Annotated in this window: 18 protein-coding genes; 6 read left to right on the top strand and 12 right to left on the bottom strand. The window is 45.7% G+C overall.

The genetic code is table 11. The annotated features are described in order from the left end of the window. Window positions 1–25 precede the first annotated feature (25 nt). Together sfnG and FTT86_RS06070 are read left to right on the top strand one after the other, a co-directional pair. A complete protein-coding gene (sfnG, locus tag FTT86_RS06075; protein WP_180180819.1) occupies window positions 26–1,150 on the top strand; it encodes a dimethylsulfone monooxygenase SfnG in 1,125 nt (374 codons plus the stop codon). 147 nt (window positions 1,151–1,297) lie between these two features. Further along, complete coding sequence (locus FTT86_RS06070) at window positions 1,298–2,707, top strand: deoxyribodipyrimidine photo-lyase (RefSeq protein ID WP_180180818.1); 1,410 nt, start codon at window positions 1,298–1,300, stop codon at window positions 2,705–2,707. 61 nt (window positions 2,708–2,768) lie between these two features. On the opposite strand, the gene FTT86_RS06065 is transcribed toward FTT86_RS06070, so the two are convergent. Further along, window positions 2,769–3,950, bottom strand: coding sequence for an acyl-CoA dehydrogenase family protein (locus tag FTT86_RS06065; protein WP_180180817.1), 1,182 nt, complete (start codon window positions 3,948–3,950; stop codon window positions 2,769–2,771). A gap of 128 nt (window positions 3,951–4,078) precedes the next feature. Next, the gene (gene acs / locus FTT86_RS06060; protein WP_180180816.1) at window positions 4,079–6,025 is read right to left on the bottom strand and encodes an acetate--CoA ligase; all 1,947 of its coding nucleotides are present in this window, start codon (window positions 6,023–6,025) and stop codon (window positions 4,079–4,081) included. Window positions 6,026–6,295: 270 nt separating this feature from the next. Here acs and FTT86_RS06055 point away from each other — a divergent pair, with 270 nt between their 5' ends. Together FTT86_RS06055 and FTT86_RS06050 are read left to right on the top strand one after the other, a co-directional pair. Continuing rightward, window positions 6,296–6,874, top strand: a complete 579-nt coding sequence (locus tag FTT86_RS06055) for a DUF805 domain-containing protein (RefSeq protein ID WP_180087139.1) — start codon at window positions 6,296–6,298, stop codon at window positions 6,872–6,874. Between the two features lie 106 nt (window positions 6,875–6,980). After that, window positions 6,981–7,961 (top strand): mechanosensitive ion channel family protein, encoded by a 981-nt coding sequence (locus FTT86_RS06050; RefSeq protein ID WP_004281355.1) that lies wholly within the window; start codon window positions 6,981–6,983, stop codon window positions 7,959–7,961. Here FTT86_RS06050 and FTT86_RS06045 read toward each other — a convergent pair. From FTT86_RS06045 to prfB, 5 genes are all read right to left on the bottom strand, one after another. Next, window positions 7,935–8,648, bottom strand: coding sequence for a 16S rRNA (uracil(1498)-N(3))-methyltransferase (locus tag FTT86_RS06045; protein WP_180180815.1), 714 nt, complete (start codon window positions 8,646–8,648; stop codon window positions 7,935–7,937). The two genes, FTT86_RS06050 and FTT86_RS06045, sit on opposite strands and share 27 nt — an antisense overlap. A gap of 245 nt (window positions 8,649–8,893) precedes the next feature. Further along, window positions 8,894–10,174, bottom strand: coding sequence for a 3-deoxy-D-manno-octulosonic acid transferase (locus tag FTT86_RS06040; RefSeq protein ID WP_180180814.1), 1,281 nt, complete (start codon window positions 10,172–10,174; stop codon window positions 8,894–8,896). An 82-nt stretch (window positions 10,175–10,256) separates the two neighbouring features. Next, window positions 10,257–11,342 (bottom strand): alkene reductase, encoded by a 1,086-nt coding sequence (locus FTT86_RS06035; protein WP_180180813.1) that lies wholly within the window; start codon window positions 11,340–11,342, stop codon window positions 10,257–10,259. A gap of 15 nt (window positions 11,343–11,357) precedes the next feature. Then, complete coding sequence (locus FTT86_RS06030) at window positions 11,358–11,657, bottom strand: helix-turn-helix transcriptional regulator (RefSeq protein WP_004281346.1); 300 nt, start codon at window positions 11,655–11,657, stop codon at window positions 11,358–11,360. Window positions 11,658–11,803: 146 nt separating this feature from the next. Then, a protein-coding gene (gene prfB / locus FTT86_RS06025) for a peptide chain release factor 2 (protein ID WP_101627160.1) occupies window positions 11,804–12,899 on the bottom strand; the annotation gives its coding sequence in 2 pieces (ribosomal slippage) (window positions 11,804–12,826 and window positions 12,828–12,899; 1,095 coding nt in all). Between the two features lie 500 nt (window positions 12,900–13,399). Here prfB and FTT86_RS06020 point away from each other — a divergent pair. Continuing rightward, window positions 13,400–14,179 (top strand): putative porin, encoded by a 780-nt coding sequence (locus FTT86_RS06020; protein WP_005245738.1) that lies wholly within the window; start codon window positions 13,400–13,402, stop codon window positions 14,177–14,179. 175 nt (window positions 14,180–14,354) lie between these two features. After that, window positions 14,355–15,092 carry a putative porin gene (locus FTT86_RS06015; protein ID WP_004281339.1) on the top strand — a complete coding sequence of 246 codons (738 nt, stop codon included), beginning with the start codon at window positions 14,355–14,357 and terminating at the stop codon, window positions 15,090–15,092. Window positions 15,093–15,144: 52 nt separating this feature from the next. Here the strand turns inward: FTT86_RS06015 and recJ are convergent, their stop codons facing one another. The 5 genes from recJ to FTT86_RS05990 form a co-directional block, all read right to left on the bottom strand. Continuing rightward, complete coding sequence (recJ, locus tag FTT86_RS06010; protein WP_180180812.1) at window positions 15,145–16,845, bottom strand: single-stranded-DNA-specific exonuclease RecJ; 1,701 nt, start codon at window positions 16,843–16,845, stop codon at window positions 15,145–15,147. A 2-nt stretch (window positions 16,846–16,847) separates the two neighbouring features. Then, on the bottom strand, window positions 16,848–17,504 hold the full coding sequence (gene pdxH, locus FTT86_RS06005; RefSeq protein WP_004281335.1) for a pyridoxamine 5'-phosphate oxidase: 657 nt from the start codon (window positions 17,502–17,504) through the stop codon (window positions 16,848–16,850). Window positions 17,505–17,518: 14 nt separating this feature from the next. Further along, entirely contained in the window at window positions 17,519–18,850 is a 1,332-nt protein-coding gene (gene glmM, locus FTT86_RS06000) for a phosphoglucosamine mutase (RefSeq protein ID WP_180180811.1), read from the bottom strand. Between the two features lie 123 nt (window positions 18,851–18,973). Then, the gene (guaB, locus tag FTT86_RS05995) at window positions 18,974–20,440 is read right to left on the bottom strand and encodes an IMP dehydrogenase (RefSeq protein WP_180180810.1); all 1,467 of its coding nucleotides are present in this window, start codon (window positions 20,438–20,440) and stop codon (window positions 18,974–18,976) included. 225 nt (window positions 20,441–20,665) lie between these two features. Next, complete coding sequence (locus FTT86_RS05990; RefSeq protein ID WP_080591854.1) at window positions 20,666–21,031, bottom strand: YkgJ family cysteine cluster protein; 366 nt, start codon at window positions 21,029–21,031, stop codon at window positions 20,666–20,668. Window positions 21,032–21,103: the final 72 nt, after the last annotated feature.

Below are 21,103 nucleotides of genomic sequence, written 5' to 3'. Positions count from 1 at the left end.
CACAGCATTGCAGAGGGTGATGAATATGTCGAATGATAAAAATATCGTATTTGCCTATTGGGTGCCGAATGTCAGTGGTGGCCTGGTGGTTAGTAATATCGAGCAGCGCACCGACTGGAGCTATGACTATAACGTGCGTCTGGCACAAACCGCTGAACAGGCAGGCTTTGATTATGCTCTGACCCAGATCCGTTTTACTGCCGGCTATAACGCAGAAAACCAGCATGAATCGGTCAGCTTCAGTCATGGCATTCTGGCCAAAACTGAACGCCTGAAAGTCATTGCCGCGATTCTGCCGGGTCCATGGAAGCCGGCACTGGCTGCAAAACAACTGGCGACGATTGACCATCTGAGCAATGGCCGGATCGCGATCAATGTGGTCAGTGGCTGGTTCCGCGGTGAGTTTGATGCCATTGGTGAAGAATGGCCGGAACATGACGAGCGTTATGCCCGTTCGGAAGAGTTTATCCGTAGCCTGAAAGGGGTCTGGAGCCAGAATAACTTTAATTTTGAAGGTAAATATTATCAATTCAAAGACTATACCCTGAGTCCAAAACCGCTACAAAAACCGCTACAAAAACCGCATATTGAAATCTTTCAGGGCGGCAGTTCCCGGGCAGCACGTGATATGGCTTCTCGCGTATCTGACTGGTACTTCACCAATGGCAATACCCCGGAAGAGCTGAAAAAACAGATCGATGATATTCGTGAAAAAGCCAAGGCAAATCATCACTCGGTGAAAATCGGCGTAAATGCCTTTGTGATTGCACGGGATACCGAAGAAGAAGCTCAGGCTGTATTGCAGGAAATTATTAGCAAGGCCAATGTGCAGGCAGTGAAATCTTTTGGTGAAGCGACCCGTGAAGCCGGCGCAGCAAGTCAGGAAGGTGAAGGCAACTGGGCCAAATCCACCTTTGAAGATCTGGTGCAATACAATGACGGGTTCCGCACCAATCTGATCGGGACACCGCAGCAGATTGCTGAACGGATTATCGAACTGAAGAAAGTCGGTGTCGATCTGATTCTCTCAGGCTTCCTGCATTTTATTGAAGAAGTCGAATATTTTGGCCAGAAGGTGCTGCCTTTGGTCCGTGAGCTTGAAGCACAACAGGCAACGCCTGTGCAGCAAGAAGAAGCTGAGCCCGTATAATCATTCCAATCAATCTCAGCAGACTCACTCCCTCCCTCAAGGCTCGGCTTGGGGGATTTTTTTATGTGATAAAATTGTTGTCTGGCTAGGTTTGAGACCAGCAATTCCTTAAAATTCTGCACTAACGACTTTCCAAGAATTTTAACAATGCAACTGATCTGGTTTCGTCAAGACCTCCGCATTCATGATCATGCCGCGCTCTGGCATGCCACCCAGCAAGGCAGCTGTATAGCACTGGTGGTGCTCTCTCCTGAACAATGGAAGCTGCATCAGGATGCCCGGATTAAAATCGATTTTTATCTGCGCCGCCTCGGCATCTTAAAGCAGCAGTTAACGCAGCTGAATATTCCATTAATCATTTTAAATATTCCCTTATGGCAAGACCTGCCTGCAGAAATGCGAAGCCTGTGCCAAAAACTGCAGATTGATACGCTACATGCCAATATTGAAGTGGGCGTGAATGAACTGCAACGTGATGCACAGATACAGCAGATGCTGGAACAGCAGCAGATCCGGGTCGAGCTGTATCATGATCGCAGCCTGTTTCCACTGATCAGTATCCGTAACCAGTCCAATCAACCCTATCAGGTCTATAGCGCATTCAAGAAAAAATGCTATGAACGACTGATTCAGAATATACCGGGCTACTATCCTGCCATTCAGGCTCAAGATCCGTTTAAATTACCAGACCAGCTGACCAGCTTTGATCTGGAAAAATTTGCGGCTGATTATAAGGTCGGTCATACTGCCCAGCTCTGGCCTGCAGAAGATCAAGCTGCCTTTGAGCTACTCGATGACTTTATCGGGGACAAAATGGTTCACTATAAAACCGAGCGTGATTTACCTGCAGTCGATGGTACCAGCCGCCTGTCACCGTATCTGAATATCGGTATTCTCTCAATCCGCCAATGTATGCAGGTCCTGTTTGAGGACGGATATTTCCAGATTGATAATATCGGTCAGCAGACCTGGCTGGATGAACTGCTCTGGCGCGAATTTTATCTGCATACCCTGTTTGATTTTCCCCGTGTATCCAGACATCGGCCTTTTAAGGAAAATACCGATAACATCCAGTGGCGCAATGCACCAGATGATTTGGCTGCCTGGCAACAAGGACAAACCGGGATTCCGATTGTCGATGCTGGCATGCGGCAAATGCGAGCCACTGGCTGGATGCATAACCGGGTGCGCATGATTACTGCGATGTTTCTATGTAAAAACCTGCTGATTGACTGGCGTCTGGGAGAAAGCTGGTTCATGCAGCATCTGATTGATGGCGATTTGGCAGCGAACAATGGCGGTTGGCAATGGTGTGCCTCGACCGGCATGGATGCCGTACCTTATTTCCGGATTTTTAACCCGGTCAGCCAGTCACAGAAGTTTGACCCGAATGGGGATTACATCCGTCAATGGGTGCCAGAACTGACACATCTGAATGCTAAATCTATTCATGAACCCTATGCTAAAAATCCGGATCTTGCACTGGATTATCCAAAACCGATTGTGGATTTAAAAGCCTCTCGTGTAAGAGCGATTGAAGCGTTTAAGCAAATTTAAAACCAAACTTTTTCATCCCGAATAAAACAGCCTCCGATAAAGAGGCTGTTTTATTTTTAGATCAGGAATAAAAACTCGGATCAGGCACTTTTCCAGTCAGCACCCATTCCCCCACTTCCTGATATTTATAATCGATCGGGTCATGCAAGGTCTGGGTGCGGACATTGCGCCAGAAACGGTCAAGATTGAGCTTGGCCGTGGTGGCCCGCGCACCCATCACCTGGAAAATATTCTGGGTAATATAGAGAGAGGTATTGGTTGCGGCAATTTTGGCTGTGGCAATGGCAACTGAGACTTCACCGCGCTGCTCAGCTGTTAAATCATTCCCAAGCTCCCAGGCTGCCTGTAAAGTCTGAACCGCTTTATCTGCCAGTAAGCGTACACCTTCCAGTTGTACATAAAACTCGGCAAAATGCTTCTGGATAAAAGGATCATTCACCGCATCGTCTGCCAGTGATTTGGACCAGGCTTTTTGGGTCTGTACACCCTGTCTGGCAATTTCAAATGCCCCTTCTGCCACGCCCAAAAACAGATGTACGAAAATCAGCTGGGCAATCAAAGGCCGTAGACTGGAATACGGCGTACTCAGTGGACCCGGATTTAACAGCAATTCATCTTCATGAATTTTGACCTGCTCAAAATGGCTGGTACCACTGTCGGTCTGGCGTTGGCCCATATTGTTCCAGTCGCCCAGAAAGCTCACGCCCTCTCGCCAGGTAGGAATCACTCCTATCAGTAATTTTCCTGCTTCGTCATAACCTGAACACAGCAACATATCCGAATCAATCGAACCTGAGCAGAAGCTTTTATCACCATGGAAAATATATTCGTTTTCTGAAACTTTTGTAACTGTGGTGCGATGGTCCAGCGGATTTAGAGTATTACCCCAGAATAGATTATTTTGGGCAGTCTGTTCAAACCACGGGCCATATTGTTCAGGTTGAGAAAATAATTGAACGGTCGCAATCAGCAAATGGTGAAAGCCGTAGACATGGGCCAATGAACTGTCGACTTGGGCAATGGTCTGAATGGTGCTAAAAATGGTCTGCCAGTCGGCACCCTGACCACCATAGTGCTTCGGAATAGACAGGCCAAGCAAGCTACTCTGGCGAATCAGGTCACGTTCGGCTTTAGGATTCCCACCTTGCCGATCCCGCTCTGCTGCAGTCAAAGCAAAAATTTCAGCAAGTTTCTGGGCAATATCGACAGGAGACTGATTTAAATATGGGGATTGTGCATTCATTATTTTAACTCATGTTCAGCATGGAAACAGCTTAGCAGATCAGGGTACTGACCTATATCCGAAAGCATGCAGAGCTTATGACTGATATAAAAATACCGGCAGAATGCCGGTATTGGAACCGCTTGAATTTAAACTTTATTACGCTGTACCTCTGCGATCAAATGATCCACCACCTGCGGTTCAGCCAGGGTTGAAGTATCTCCGAGACTATCCAGCTCATCGGCTGCAATTTTTCGCAGGATCCGCCGCATGATTTTGCCGGAGCGGGTTTTTGGCAAGGCCGGTGCCCAGTGCAAGGCGTCTGGTGTAGCCACTGGACCAAGAATCTTGCGTACCCAGCTGACCAGTTCTCCACGTAATTGATCTGAACTGGCAACATCAGCCTGCAAAGTCACAAAGGCACAAATGCCCTGACCTTTAATGTCATGCGGCATACCCACTACAGCGGCCTCAGCCACCGATTCATGCGCCACCAGTGCACTTTCAATTTCTGCCGTACCTAGACGATGTCCGGACACATTCAGGACATCATCGACACGACCGGTAATCCAGTAATAACCATCTTTATCGCGACGCGCGCCATCTCCGGTAAAATAGGTTCCCGGATAGGTCGAGAAATAGGCTTCGATAAAACGCTCCGGGTCTCCCCAAATGGTACGCATCTGACCCGGCCAAGAATCCTTAATCACCAGATTTCCCTCAGCTTCACCCTCCAGTTCCTTGCCATCGGCATCGACAATAGCCGGTTGTACCCCGAAGAAAGGCCGTGTCGCAGAACCTGGTTTTAAATCAGTCGCACCCGGCAATGGCGTAATCATAAAACCGCCAGTTTCGGTTTGCCACCAGGTATCGATGACGGGACAGCGGCTTTCACCGACCACGGTGTAGTACCAGTTCCAGGCTTCCGGATTAATTGGCTCACCGACCGATCCTAAAATTCTCAGGCTGCTACGGTCACTTTCCCGTACAAAAGCATCGCCCTCACGCATCATGGCGCGGATCGCGGTCGGTGCAGTATAGAGAATGGTCACGTTATGCTTATCAACAATATGTCCAGTACGCGCCCAGCTTGGATATTGCGGCACACCTTCAAACATCACGGTGGTGGTACCATTCGAAAGTGGCCCATACAGTACATAGGAATGCCCGGTGATCCAGCCCACATCTGCGGTACACCAGAATACATCATCCTGCTTGATATCAAATGCTTCACGGAAGGTGCAATTCACATAGGTCAGATAACCGCCAGTGGTATGCATCACGCCCTTGGGCTTGCCGGTGGAACCTGAGGTATACAGGATAAACAGCGGATCTTCGGCATTCATCGGTTCCGGTGGACAGATATCATTCACCGACATAATTTCCATGTGGTACCACAGGTCACGCCCTTCCTGCATTTCAATCGGGTTACCGGTACGGTGCACCACCATGACATTCTGGATGGATTCTGTACCAGGAAGTTTCAGGGCTTCATCGACATTGGCTTTCAGTGGAATGGCTTTACCGCCGCGCATGCCGGAATCAGCAGTAATCACCATTTTGGCCTGACAGTCCTCAATCCGGCTGGCTAAAGAGTCCGGCGAGAAGCCACCAAAGACCACGCAATGCACTGCCCCAATCCGGGCACAGGCCAGCATGGCAATCGCGGCTTCAGAGACCATCGGCATATACAGCATGACCCGGTCGCCTTTCTGAATGCCATTTTTCTTCAGCACATTGGCAAAACGGCAGGTTTCATCATGCAGCTCGGCAAAGGAAATAATCTTGTGCCGCGAAGGATGATCCCCTTCCCAGATGATGGCCGGTTTATAAGGATGTTCTTTCAGGTGCCGATCCAGACAGTTGGCACTGACATTGAGCTGACCATCGGCAAACCATTCGATTTTAAAATCGTCTTTGTTAAAGCTGGTATTTTTGACTTGGGTAAAGGGCTTGATCCAGTCCAGACGTTGCGCCTGTTCTGCCCAAAATTTATCTGGCTGTTCTATAGAATATTGATAACGTTCAAAGTACTGGTCTTCGAGCGTACGTGCTGTTTTTTTAAATTCTTCGGGTACTGGATAGATCTCTTGCATAGGTCACTTCCTTGATTTTGTTCTATCTCATCACGAGAGGTTAATGCTGCGTTGTTGATTGTTTTTTATGCATAATGGCAGTATGGCCTGCTTATTTCAAATCCGGCAATCATGCTTTCGTCGTAGATTATTTATACAAATTCAATCAAAATAAACCACAACTTACAGTACAGAATCTTCTGCGCAACTGTGTATGATCTGTAGCACAGCCCTTTAAAAATAAAATTGATCGCTTGTAGTTATTTCATCTGATTTAGCAGGATACCCTTTATGAAATCGCCTGAATCTCCCTACTTTAACCCGCCTGCGCTGCCTGCAACCGATCATCCCCTGTCGATGAAAGGTCGCTTCGGGCGCTTGAGCTTTATTGCCTGGTCGGCATTTCTGTATTTCATTTTTTTATTTGGCAGTATCGCACTGGGTCTCAGCATTGATATTGTGAATATTTCTACCCACTCCATGGATCCCAACTGGCTGATTTCACTGCAAGGTTTGGCCAGTATTGTTGTACTGGCCATGGTTCTGGTCTATGTGTATTTCGCTTTAGTGGTGACCGTTCGCCGTTTGCATGATATGAACCGCAGTGGCTGGTGGGCGCTATTATTTTTGCTGCCGCTAGTAAACATTTTTGTATGGCTTTATATCGTTTTTGGTTCGGGCGATCGAGGCACTAATCAGTATGGTCCGGCACGGATGACCTTGCTCTGGGAAAAAATTCTGGCCTGGCTGATGATTATCCTGACCCTGCTTAGCTTGTTGGGATCTATCGCTTTATTCAGTTATATGAGCGGTGAAGAACAAACACCTACCCCTACTGAAATGATGCAAAAAACCACCAAATACTTTTAACAACAGCGCCGTTATTTTTAAAATTATCCACTGGTGACTTCGAGCCCTTATTAATTTTTTGCTGAACATCAGGCAAAATAGGCAAAATTTGAATTGTGGAATTTTTGTGGCAGAGCAAAACAATACCTTAAGCCAGGTAACAGAGGGCACCACGGAGTTGTTACATCAGGCAACTGAGAAAACGACCCAGACCGTGATTGAACATACCGCCAAGTATAATGATGCCTACAGCACCATTGACAAAATCATGGAGGGCTTCTGGGAGCGTGTGCCTTATTTCTGTATCGCACTGATCGTGATTACGATTTTCTGGTTACTCTCCAAAGTCTTCAAGTTTTTCGTACGTAAAACTTTGGAAAACCGTTCTTATACCCGTCAGAATCTGGTGTTGGTACTCAACCGTGTCGGCAGTACCTTTATTATTTTCTTTGGTATTCTGATTGGACTGGTGATTGCTGTTCCTGGCTTTACCCCAGGTCAGCTGATGAGTGCCCTCGGGATTGGTTCGGTCGCGATCGGTTTTGCCTTCAAGGATATTTTCCAGAACCTGCTTTCTGGCGTGTTAATTCTGCTCAGTGAACCGTTCAAGATTGGCGACGATATTATCGTGAATGGCATGGAAGGGACGGTTGAAGATATCCAAATTCGTGCGACCTTTTTACGCTCACCGGATGGCCGTCGTATCGTCATTCCGAATGCAACGGTCTACACCAGTGCGGTCACGGTGAATACCGCCTATACCCGTCGCCGCTGCGAATTCGTCGTGGGTATCGGCTATGAAGATGACATCCAGAAAGCCAAGGACCTGATTACCGCTATTTTAGATAAAGATCCGACCATCCTCAGCCAACCGGGCTTTAGTGTCAATGTGACGGCGCTGGCTGACTTTTCCATTACCCTGAAAGCCTTCTGGTGGGTCGATACCACTGAAACCGGCACCGGAACTTCAATCAGTGCGGTGCAGGAACGTGTGATTCAGGCTTTTGCCGAGCATAATATTTCGATTCCGTATCCGGTACAGGAAGTCAAAGTCTATCGTGGTGAGGGCAATGAAGAGGCTTCAGCCCGTGCTAAACAGTCGACCTAAAACATAAGGAATCACGGTTTCTGTACGGATAATACGGTTGCCCAGGCTCACAGCCTGGCAGCCGTTTTTTATGAGTAAATCAACTTCATATGGAATAAATCCACCCTCCGGACCAATAATAATCGTACAGGGATGCTCAATCGCAAATGGCATCGCTTGCTCTGCATAAGGATGTGCCACATAAGCCGGACCATCCGTACTAATCAAACCCGGCAAGATATCTTCAACAAAGGGTTTAAAGCGTTTATATAGCTCGATTTTCGGAGCAATCGTATCGCCTGCCTGTTCCAGTCCCAGCTCGATATAATGATTTAACTGCTGTAAAAATGGGGTTTGCCAATAGCTTTTATCGACGCGATAGCTATGCAGTAAAATGATTTTTTCAACGCCCAAAGTGACACTGTCCATGATCAGACGGCGCAGTACTTTCGGACGTGGCAAGGCCACAATTAAAGTCACTGGCAATTTTTCTGGAACAGTTTCTTGTTGCAGCGGTTTCAAGCGCACTGCTTTTTCAGAGATTTCGACAATCTCAGTCAGGTAACGCTGACCTTCCCGAATTCCGACTTTTAACGTATCCCCCACCTGAATCTGCAAACGCTGCTGTAAATGTTCCAGTTGCCGAGTGGAAGTAATGGACCAGAATTCAGCTTCGGTTTGACGTGGATCAAGCAGGACGATATTCATAATGATCAAGTTCAAAAAAATAAGAAGTGAAGAGTTAAAAGATGAAAAAAATAAGGTTTCTGACCAGACTATAATTACAATCAGCTATCACGATTGGTGGCAGGGATGCCGCCCGTATCACTGAGGGATAAGGACATCCCTTCAGTGATACAAAAGATTTTTGCTACTTTTCATCTCTGAAAAGTAGGTATCCCCTACGAATGAATATTTCGATCAAACATGATAAATGAGGGAATGACCAAAAATTATAAATACTGATCAATCACCTGAATATGCTTGGCAAGCGATCCCGTATTTAACTGCATAATTTGCTGCGCTGCTGCATTCAAATTTTCCGCCTTGAGCGGATCTTGCAAAAGTTCCAGTAATACTTCTGCAGCCTGCTGGGCATTCTGTACTACTGCGACTGCATCCGATTGAACAAACTCATCCACGATGGTCTGAAAATTAAAATAGTTTTTGCCTAAAACAGTCGGCACATTCAACGCAATCGGCTCCAGAATATTATGTCCACCACCTGGCTCATTTAAAGAACCACCGACATAACAGGCCTGGCTCAAAGCATACCAGAGCCACATTTCACCCATCGAATCGGCCAAATAAACCTGGGTATCTGCTTTAATATGTTGCCCTAGACTACGACGCTGGATTTTTAATCCCAAAGACTGTGCAGCCTGGAACACCTCATCAAAACGTTCCGGATGGCGCGGTACCACAATACAGACCAAATATGGATCAGCTTCTAAAGCAGCTTTTAAAGCACTCAGAATTTCTTTTTCTTCAGGAGCATGAGTACTAGCTAACGTGACGATCTTTCGCCCCCCTAACTGCCACTCCTGTGTCAATTGATCTGCCTGCTGGATAAAGCGCTCGGGCGCAGTAATATCAAATTTGATATTGCCCAAAACCTGGGTTTTTTCGGCTGCTATTCCTAACTGGATATAACGTTGCTGGGTGGCAATATCCTGTGCCAAAAGCTGGGTTAACTGCTGTAGCATGCCTCTAGTCAGACCTTTGACCTTGGTATAACCTTTGGCAGATTTTTCAGACAGACGCGCATTCAACAATACAGTTGGCACATTAAACTGGGGTGCCTGATCCAGCAGATTAGGCCAAAGCTCGGTTTCCATCAGCAATAAAAGTTTCGGCTGATACTTTTGATAAAATTCACGAATTAAAGTTTTCTGGTCAGCAGGCAAATACACGGCTTGAAACAAATCGAGATAAGGCGCTTTTAAAAAAAGTGATTTAGCGCGTGCCTGACCGGTTTTGGTGGTATTGGTGACCAGCACCGGATGGCCAAGTTTTAAATAATGTTCAATTAACGGTTGGGCAGCATTGGTTTCACCCACCGACACCACATGAAACCAGATGGCATGCAGGTTTTTGGGTGGCTGAAACGGGCCGAAACGTTCTGTCAGTTCTTGTTGTAATTGTTCAGGATCGGTCGCACGTTTACGAATACGCGATTGATATAAGGGTTTAACCAGCGCCAAGGCTGCATTATACCAAAATGGAGTGGCCACATTGCGCCCCTGTCCAAAGATTTAATCGGCAGAATATAGCAGAGCCACATCAACATGTTAATCAATGTGGCTCATTTTTAGATTATTCTACTGTAGTTAAAGCTTCTGCTTCAGCCAATGTCGGATAATCAATATAGCCTTCCGCGACATTGGTTCCGATCATATTTTCCAGCTTCAGTTCATTCAGCGGCGCATCTTCGAGCAGACGTTCGTATAGATCCGGATTGGCAATATAAGCCTTACCAAAAGCCACCGCATCAGCCTTGCCTGATGCCAACAGCTCAATCGCATCTTCACGACTTAGTTGCATATTGGCAATATAAGGCACTCCACCTGAACGCTCTTTCATATATTCAGAAATACTGTCTTCTGCCAGATATTCACGGGTAAAGAAGAAGGCAATCTTGCGCTTACCCAGCTGCTCCATGGCATAGCCAAATGTTTCACGTGGATCATTGTCGCCCATGTCATGGTCATCACAACGCGGCGCAAAATGCACCCCTACACGATCTGCGCCCCATACTTCAATCAGTGCATCAGTTGCTTCTAGCAGGAAACGTGTACGATTTTCCACTGAACCGCCGTATTCATCTTCACGCTGATTGGTTTTGCTTTGCAAGAACTGGTCAATCAGATAACCATTGGCAGCATGTAATTCAACACCATCAAAACCGGCTTCTTTAGCACGAATCGCGGCTTGCTTATATTGCTCGGTAATCGCTTGAATTTCAGAAACTTCCAAAGGACGTGGCGTAACGTATGGACGTTTTGGACGTAACAAGCTGACATGACCTGCCTGCTGTACTGCACTTGCAGAGACTGGTGTTTCACCATTTAACAGATCCGGATGCGATACACGACCAACATGCCAAAGCTGGGCAACAATCAGACCGCCCTTCTCATGAACCGCTTGAGTAACCTTTTTCCAGCCTTCGACCTGAGCATCGGTAAACAATCCTGGAGTATTTAAATAGCCATTGGCTTCTTCAGAAATCACTGTGGCTTCAGAAATAATCAGGCCAGCACTTGCACGTTGCGCATAGTACTCAACCATCATTGGGGTTGGAACGCGATCAGCAGTTGCGCGGTTACGGGTCAGCGGCGCCATGATGACACGGTTTTTAAGCTCTAACGCACCGAGCGTTAAAGGAGAATTTAATTCAGCCATCGTTACTCCCACCTGTTAAAGGTGTTGTTGTAGGTGTTCGATAAATTGTTGAATCAAAGTTTCATTGCGGGAGAAATATGACCACTGTCCATGCTTGGTCGCAGTGATCAGGCCAGTCTGCTGTAATACAGACAAATGATTGGACATGGTGGACTGGGAAACCTGGCCCAAACGTTCAATTTGACCTGCACAGACCCCACGTTGAAAGCCACCACACTCTTCCGCAGACAGATATTGCTCCGGAGATTTTAACCACTCCAGAATTTGTCGACGGGTCGGATTGGCTAAGGCTTTAAAAATTAGATCAAGGTCCATAGGCACATCACAATCAGTGGCGCAACGAAACTTTATTCAGCATCTGCGGCCATTATATCGTATTTTTTCGATTTATATATCGAAAATTTTAGATATAATAATCACAATCTGCACAAGCTTTGTTACGCCAGCTTTTAAACGATTTCTTACAGGCCCTGTTTCAGGCTTGCTTCGATAAATTTGTCCAGATCACCGTCCAGAACTGCGCCAGTATTGGAATTTTCCACACCTGTACGCAAATCCTTAATACGTGAATCATCCAGGACATAAGAACGGATCTGACTACCCCACCCAATGTCAGACTTGGAATCTTCCAGTGCTTGTGCCGCTTCGTTACGTTTGCTCATCTCGAGCTCATAAAGTTTGGCACGTAACTGCTTCCAGGCGTGGTCACGGTTGGCATGTTGTGAACGCTGGTTCTGACAGGCCACCACAATTCCGGTCGGTGCATGGGTTAAACGCACGGCAGAATCTGTTTTGTTAATATGCTGACCACCCGCCCCTGATGCACGGTAAGTATCGGTACGAACATCGGACGGATTGATTTCAATTTCGATATTGTCATCTACTTCAGGTGAGACAAACACGGCAGAAAATGAGGTATGACGACGGTTGCCCGAGTCAAATGGTGATTTACGCACTAAACGATGTACACCAGATTCGGTACGTAACCAGCCATAGGCGTACTCACCTTCCACACGAATCGTCGCAGATTTAATCCCGGCAACATCGCCATCAGATTCTTCCATCACTTCTGCTTTAAAGCCATGACGTTCAATCCAGCGTAGATACATACGTAGCAACATAGACGCCCAGTCCTGTGCTTCTGTACCGCCTGAACCAGCTTGAATTTCCAGATAGCAAGGATTTGGATCCATCGGATTATTGAACATACGGCGGAATTCAAGCTTGGCCAGTTCTTCTTCAGCCGTGCTCAGTTCAGCCTGTACATCTTCTAGCAAGCTTTCATCATCCGCTTCAACCGCCAGATCAAGCAAAGCCTGTGCATCTTCAAGCTGGGTACTTAAGCGATCCAGCACATTTAATACATTTTCAAGCTCGCCTTTCTCTTTGGCCATCGCTTGGGCACGACTCTGGTCATTCCAGATGGTTGGATCTTCTAATTCACGCAGGACTTCTTCTAAACGCTCTTTTTTCAGATCGTAGTCAAAGATACCCCCGTAGTGTTTGACCACGTTCGTTTAAGTCTTTTAATTGGTTTAGATACGGATTAATTTCCACGTGAATTACTCTCAATCAAAATTAGGCACAAAATTCTTAGCCCTATATTATAGCACAGTCTATTTCCGCTATTTTAACGATCCATTCAGTCTAAGGCTCGAATGTCTTGAGCATTTAGACCTGTATTTCCCTCATCCAATTTTCAACATCTCATAGACTCTTTTGCGTCTTTTTATCCGAAATTTTTATCGGCTTTTTAGCCCCGTTTTATGACCGAAATATAATTTTGCAATTGATTTTATAATTTAGGATTTCTTATTGGTCTGTATAAAAAATCAGCTAATTCAATAGATTCCACAATATCTACACACTTTTAATAAAACACTACATTATAAATTTAATTTTATTATTCAGTCACTTGTTCAGCAAAAATTACACAAGATTACGCTATTCACATTACTGTAACTTTCCTTTGATTGACGATCTTTGGAATTGCTCTAGACTGAAAGTTGTAACAAAAAGTGTAATGTTTTTAACTCACGATTTGAGGGGTAGTAACCATGAAAAAATTAGCGATTGCTTCGGCACTACTTTCAGCAATAGCAATGACTGGTACAGCAGCACATGCTTACCAAGCAGAAATTGGTGCATCAGCAGGAGTGGTTGATCCTGACAACGGTGGAACTAGCGGTTCTTTCGGCGTTGATGGTACATATTACTTCAATCCAGTTCAAACACGTAATGCACCATTAGCAGAAGCAGCATTCCTTGATCGTGCAAGTAACGTCAGTGCGCAATATCAATATAATGAAATTGGTGATTCTGAAGCGCATCGTTATGGCGTAGGTGCAGAGTACTTCGTACCAAATTCTGACTTCTACCTAAGCGGTAACGTCAATGGTCATGATCTGCAAGATAACAATGAGGTAGATAATGACTTAACTACTTATGCTGCAGAAGTCGGTTATCTACCAGCGCCAGGCCTATTGATTGCGGCGGGTGTGAAAGGTTGGGATAACGACGAGGATGATGGTGTAGATCCAACATTACGTGCTAAATACGTGACTACCTTAAGCAACGGTAAAGATATCAACCTGGAAGCAGGTGCAGCGTTTGGTGATCTAGATGAATACAATCTGGCAGCAGATTATTTCATCGACAAAACCTTGAGTGTCGGTGCTGATTATCACAACAATGATATTACCGACAAGAGCGAATTTGGTATCAATGCACGTAAGTTCATTAACCAGCAAGTGAGCTTAGAAGGCCGTGTCGGCTTTGGTGAACAGTTTAACAATGACTACAATACCTTTGGTGTAGCAGCGAAGTACCGCTTCTAATCTAAAACCAAAAATTAGTCATTCATAGAAAACCCATCCTCGGATGGGTTTTTTTATTGCACTCTTAACAAGCATTTATGTATTTTTGCACATTGACGGGGCGAATATAAACTGTACAATTTGTTACAACTGTTCATCAAACAGTCATATTTTTATAACAAAGAGAGAAATCTAAATGCTTAAGAAACTTGCTCTTGCTACAGCGCTTCTTGCTGGCCTGGGAACTGCACACGCTTATCAAACTGAAGTTGGGGCTTCTATTGATCTTCTTGATCATGACCAAGGTGGTTCGGATGTAGGTTTTGCTATCGATGGGACTTACTACTTCAACTCGGTCCAAGTCAAAAATTCACCTTTGAATGAAGCTGCATTCTTAAACCGTGCCAGCAATGTGAATGGTGTATTAAGCTATCAAGATGATTCAGACACGTTTGGCATTGGTGCTGGTATTGAGTATTTTGTTCCAAATTCAGACTTTTATTTAAGTGGTAACATTGCTCATTTTGATAATGATGCTGGTGACATAACTGGTTACGCTGCTGAAGCGGGTTATTTACCTGTTCCTGGCTTATTAGTAGCACTTGGTCTTGTAGGTATTTCTGAAGACAATGCAGACGATGAAATTGATCCAACTTTACGTGCCAAATATGTAACACAAGTCGGTCAATACGATATGAACTTCGAAGGTGGTGCAAGTTTCGGTGATATCGATGCTTATAACCTAGGTGCAGATTTATATCTAGACAAAACTTTCAGTGTTGGCTTAGGATTCTCTGACTCAGACCTAGAAGGTAATGATGTTTTTACTATTCGTGCCAAAAAATTCTTTAACCAACAAGTTAGCTTAGAAGGTTCGATTAATTTTGCTGATAATGCTGATATCTTTGGCGTACGTGGTGCATACCGCTTCTAATCTCTCCGATTAAAAGCAAAAAAACCGCTCACTCGAGCGGTTTTTTTATGGCCTATTGTTCTAAATGAATAATCCGCATTTGCAAGCTGACATTGCCATTAAAGATATTTTTATCCAGCTCATAAACCAAGCGCGTATCTTTCATCGGATCAAAGTCATATTTATCCGCTGCATTGAAGGCGATTGCATCCACGACCTGCCCATTCTCCAATGCCACGCGCAATTTCAGATGCACATCTTTAAGCCAGCGATAGTCCATGATTTTGAACACACCATCAAAAATCGGTTGGGGGAATTTTTGCCCCCATGGACTTAAATTCTGCAATAAATTGACTGTTTCGATCTGAAAAGCAGAAGCTGGCAACTCTCCATCTGTCCATAAAGTCGCAGTGAATAAATCCTCATCCATCACACCAATCAGTGCTTCAAAGACCTGCTTAAACTCAGCGAAATTTTCTTTTTTCAGGGTTAAACCGGCTGCTGCTGCATGTCCGCCAAAATGACTGACTAAATGAGGATATTGCTCTGCCACCTGTTCAATCGCATCACGAATATGAATACCTTCAATCGAACGCGCCGAACCTTTGATATGAATCCCATCCTGATCCGCGGCAAAAACAATACTCGGACGATGGAACTGCTCTTTTAAACGCCCTGCTACAATCCCGATCACTCCCTGATGCCAATGCGGTTCGAACATGATCAGCGCAGCAGGTAATGCCGTCGCATCTAACTGGATTTTCTCAAGTTCGTTTAAAGCGTCCTGCTTGATTTTGCCTTCCACCTGACGGCGCTCGACATTAAGCTGATTCAGCTGTTCAGCCAGTGGATAGGCCATTGCTAGATCAGGAGCCAGCAGACATTCGATGCCGATGTCCATGGTTTCCATGCGTCCAGCCGCATTAATTCGCGGGCCCAGAACAAAACCGAGATCTTGGGCTTTTAGACCAGCAGGGTCACGTTTGGCAATATCCAGCAGTGCACTGATTCCTGCACGGCACTGCCCTTGCTGAATGCGTTTCAGACCTGCATCAACCAGAATCCGGTTGTTATAGTCCAGACTGGCGACATCGGCATAGGTACCGAGTGCCACCAGATCAAGATAATTGGTAATTACCGTAGAGGATTTTCCAAGTTTCTTGCGATGGGTAGACAGATTGGCCAGTATATAAAAAGCCACCCCGACCCCGGCCAGCGCTTTGCTTGGAAAGTCGCAACCCAGCTGATTGGGATTGACCACCGCTTCGGCTTGTGGTGTCGGCTTGGTCGTCAGATGATGGTCGGTAATGATCACCTGCATGCCGTGATCTTGGGCCTGTTTGACTCCGTCATGACTGGAAATGCCATTATCCACGGTAATCAGTAAATCAGGTGTGAAACTGACAAAGGCCAGATCTGCAATTGCGGGCGTCAATCCATAACCATATTTAAAACGGTCCGGTACCAGATATTCGACATTGGCACCCATATCGCGCAATGCCAGCACCATGAGTGCAGTACTGGTCGCGCCATCGGCATCATAATCGCCGACAATCACGATTTTCTGGCCATGATCAATCGCCTGATCCATCAATTGAATGGCTTCAGGCAAGCCTTTCATGGTCGGTGCCAGCAAATGCTTCAGCTTGAGCTCAAGTTCCTGCTCGGATTCCACCCCACGACGAGCCAGAATCTCGGCCACAAATGCAGGGACGCCCGGTAAATTTTCAGGGCGTGTCAGCAATGGACGTTGTTTGATTTCCAGTTTTTGCATGGTTATGGCATTAAGCGCTCTAAAGTCCAGCCGGCATCGGTTTTGCGATAACTTAAACGGTCATGCAAACGGTTCGGACGACCCTGCCAGAATTCATAATAATCGGGTTCGAGACGATAACCGCCCCAGAATACCGGCTTGTCCAGCTGTTGCTGATTGGCAACCTGGGTATGCAAATCCCAAAAACGTTGCTGCAATTCCTCACGACTAGCCACGATGCCACTTTGCGGGGTACTGATATGCGCGGCAATCTGGCTTTCGCGTGGACGTTTATGATAATAGTCGGTCGATTCTTCTTCCGATATTTTCTTTACACGACCCGAAATACGAATCTGACGTTCCTGATCCTGCCAGTAGAACAACAGTTCGGCATAAGGATTTTTAGCCAGATCCAGACCTTTTTGACTATCATAGTTGGTATAAAAATCATACCCTGCGTCAGTCGCTCCACGCAGCAATACCGTACGCACATGCGGACGGCCTTGTGCATTGGCTGTTGCCAACGACATGGCATAGGGCTCGTGCAATTTTGCTTCCAGTGCATGGTTAAACCATTGCAAGAACTGCATATGCGGATTCGGATTGACTTGCTGTTCCTGTAACTCGCCTTTTTCATAATTCAGGCGTAGTTCACTCAGATCCTTGATCAGATCACTCATTATCTATGTTCCCGTTAAGCTGCATTGGCACGCACAGCATCTGCCAGGCTGTTTGCAAGTGTGGTGACTTCAGCCAGATCATCGCCTTCGACCATCACACGAATGACAGGTTCTGTGCCAGATTTACGAATCAATAAACGGCCACGACCTTTCAGCTGCTGTTCGGCTTTTTCAAATTCAGCTGCCAGTGCAGGCACTGAATAAGGATCAAACATGGCATTTAAACGTACATTGACCAAGACATTGGGCAACAGTTTAAAGTCAGCCACAAGTTCATGCAGGGCTTTTTTCTGCTCAACCATCACGGTTAAAACTTGTAGGGCTGCAATAATGGCGTCGCCTGTGGTGCTCTTGTCTAAAGTCAGAATATGACCAGAAGGCTCACCGCCAATTACCCAGCCATTTTCTTCCAGACCTTGCAATACATAACGGTCGCCGACTTTGGCACGTAATAACGGCACTTGTGCTTTTTCCAGCGCCAGTTCCAATGCCATATTGCTCATTAAGGTACCCACAATACCTGCAGGTTTTTTCGAGCTTTGAGTCGCAAGAATATAAAGAATATGGTCGCCATCAATCAGATTACCGGCTTTATCTACGAGAACCACACGGTCGGCATCTCCATCAAAGGCAATACCCAAATCCGCTTGATGTTGAACCACAGCTTGTTGCAAGCTTTCCGGATGGGTTGAACCACAGCCCTCATTAATATTTAAACCGCTCGGCTCATTGTGAATCGCAATCACACGTGCACCCAGTTCACGGAACACTGCAGGCCCCACGTTATAGGCTGCGCCATTGGCACAATCCACTACAATGGTGAGTTCATTCAGATCCAGATGATACGGGAACGTCGATTTACAGAATTCAATATAGCGACCATTAGCATCTTTAACCCGGATACTTTTACCCAGATTCGCCGTATCTTCAATCACAAAATCTTTTTCAAGTTCCTGATTAATTTCGTCTTGTAAAGCATCTGGCAATTTTTTACCTTCCGCAGAGAAGAACTTAATGCCGTTATCAAAATACGAGTTATGCGAAGCGGAAATGACAATACCCAAGCTGGCATGTAAGGCACGGGTCAAGTGAGCAATCGCCGGTGTCGGTAGTGGACCTAAAAGGTGAACATAAACGCCAGCGGCATTTAAACCTGCCTGTAAGGCAGCTTCCAGGATATAACCAGACAAACGGGTATCTTTACCCAGAACCACCAATGGTTTGGATTTTTTACTATGACGTTTTAAAACTTTACCAGCCGCAAATCCCAGTTTCAGGGCAAACTCAGGGGTAATCGGCAATTCGCCAAACTTTCCACGAATACCATCCGTACCAAAATAACTCATCTTTATCTCACTTCTTAGCGGATGATTGATATCACCCATTTTTTTCCTTGAGTCACACTTTACACCAAAATAAAAAAGCCGTCATTTGCATGACGGCTTTTTAAAATTTTAAATCACAGGAAATTAACCTACGCGATAGTTTGGTGCTTCTTTGGTAATGGTCACATCATGTACATGCGACTCAGACATACCGGCAGAAGTGATTTTCACAAACTTAGCATTCTGACGCAGGTCTTTAATCGTCGCAGAACCGGTATAACCCATTGAAGAACGTAGGCCGCCCATCATCTGATGTACGATATTGCCCATTGGGCCTTTGTACGGTACACGACCTTCAATACCTTCAGGAACCAGTTTCTCAGCACCGGCCTTAGAGTCCTGGAAGTAACGGTCAGCAGAACCTGTTGCACCCGCCATCGCGCCCAATGAACCCATACCACGATAGGCTTTGTAGTAACGGCCCTGGAAGAATTCAACTTCGCCTGGTGCTTCTTCAGTACCAGCCATCAATGAACCAACCATAATCGTGCTTGCGCCCGCACCAATCGCTTTGGCCATATCGCCAGAGAAACGGATACCGCCATCTGCGATTAAAGGAATCTGATCTTTCAGTGCATTGGCAACAGAATCAATTGCAGAGATTTGTGGCATACCAATACCCGCCACAATACGTGTGGTACAGATTGAGCCAGGACCAATACCAACTTTAACGGCATCCGCACCCGCATCAAGTAACGCCAGCGCAGCATCACCTGTTGCGATGTTACCGCCAATCACCTGAACTTGTGGATAGTTAGCTTTCACCCAACGTACGCGTTCGATTACACCCGCAGAATGGCCATGTGCAGTATCAACTACAATCACGTCCACACCTGCATCAACCAAGGCTTCTACGCGGCTTGGCGTTTCTGCACCAGTACCAACCGCAGCACCAACACGCAGACGACCTAGATCATCTTTACAGCTGTTTGGATACAATTCAGCTTTACGGAAATCGGTTACCGTAATTAAGCCTTTCAGCTCTTGCTGATCGTTGACCACCAATACTTTTTCAATACGGTGCTGTTGCAATAAAGCTTGGATATTTTCTTTCGATTCGCCTTCACGAACTGTCACCAGACGATCCTGACCAGTCATGATATTGCTGACTGGCTGCTCAAGATTGGTTTCAAAGCGTGTATCACGACCTGTCACGATACCCACCACTTTGCCGTCTTTCACAACAGGCACACCACTGATATTATTGGCTTGAGTCAGCGCAATCAATTCACGTACTGTGGTCTCAGGAGTCACTGTAATCGGGTCTTTAACCATACCCGCTTCGAATTTTTTCACACGGCGCACTTCTGCAGCCTGAACCGCGATATCCATGTTCTTGTGCAAAATGCCGATACCACCATTTTGCGCCATTGCAATTGCCATACGGGACTCAGTCACCGTATCCATTGCTGCAGACACAAGAGGAATATTCAGGTTAATGCCACGAGTTAAACGTGTCTTTAGGGAGACATCTTTTGGAAGAACAGTAGAATAGGCAGGGAGTAATAGGACATCATCGAAGGTTAACGCGTCTTGAACGATGGTCAACATAACAGTCTCACTGGTAATTTCCGTGCACTATTATAAACAAATATCGGCTTAAATTTCATTGCAATTGCAAAATTATTTTTTTATTCAAGCTTCGTACACGCAGATCTATGTGGGTGCTAAAACAGTATCAATAATACGTCCGATCATGAAGTTCCCTATTTTAAAATATACCCCGATCATTTTAATGAAGTGAAAAGCAGAGCCTAAGCTCTGCTTTGGATGGATTTAGCTGACATATTCAAAACTGTCATCATTGTCGGCTTCATCAGTTTCAATCTGGACAAAGGGCAACATATTGTGTGCAATACGTGCCTTATTGCATTGCTCATCGGCAATCTGCACTTCTTTGCAGGATGAACTGCGCTGCTCATACATACCACAGCTGACCTGCTGGCCGATGGTGCCATCAAGTGCAATACAGCGTGGATTTTTTTGATTGGTTCCAGCCATACATGAATAGACTGCTGTCACAGGTTCGGTATAGTGCTCAGGCATATGAATTCCTTCAGCCCAATAAAACGAAACCCTGAAATAGGCGCAGCACGCCCCGCAGCTTAAACACGCATCCGGTTTTGGAACTTGAGACAACATTTCTTATAAGTTCTCATTATCAAAAAAAAGTTTTTTGGAGAAGAAATATAAAAAATGTTGTTTTTCCACACA

The organism is Acinetobacter sp. YH01021 (genome assembly GCF_013420255.1).
GTDB lineage: Bacteria > Pseudomonadota > Gammaproteobacteria > Pseudomonadales > Moraxellaceae > Acinetobacter.
This window is presented reverse-complemented; position numbering and strand designations above follow the sequence as displayed.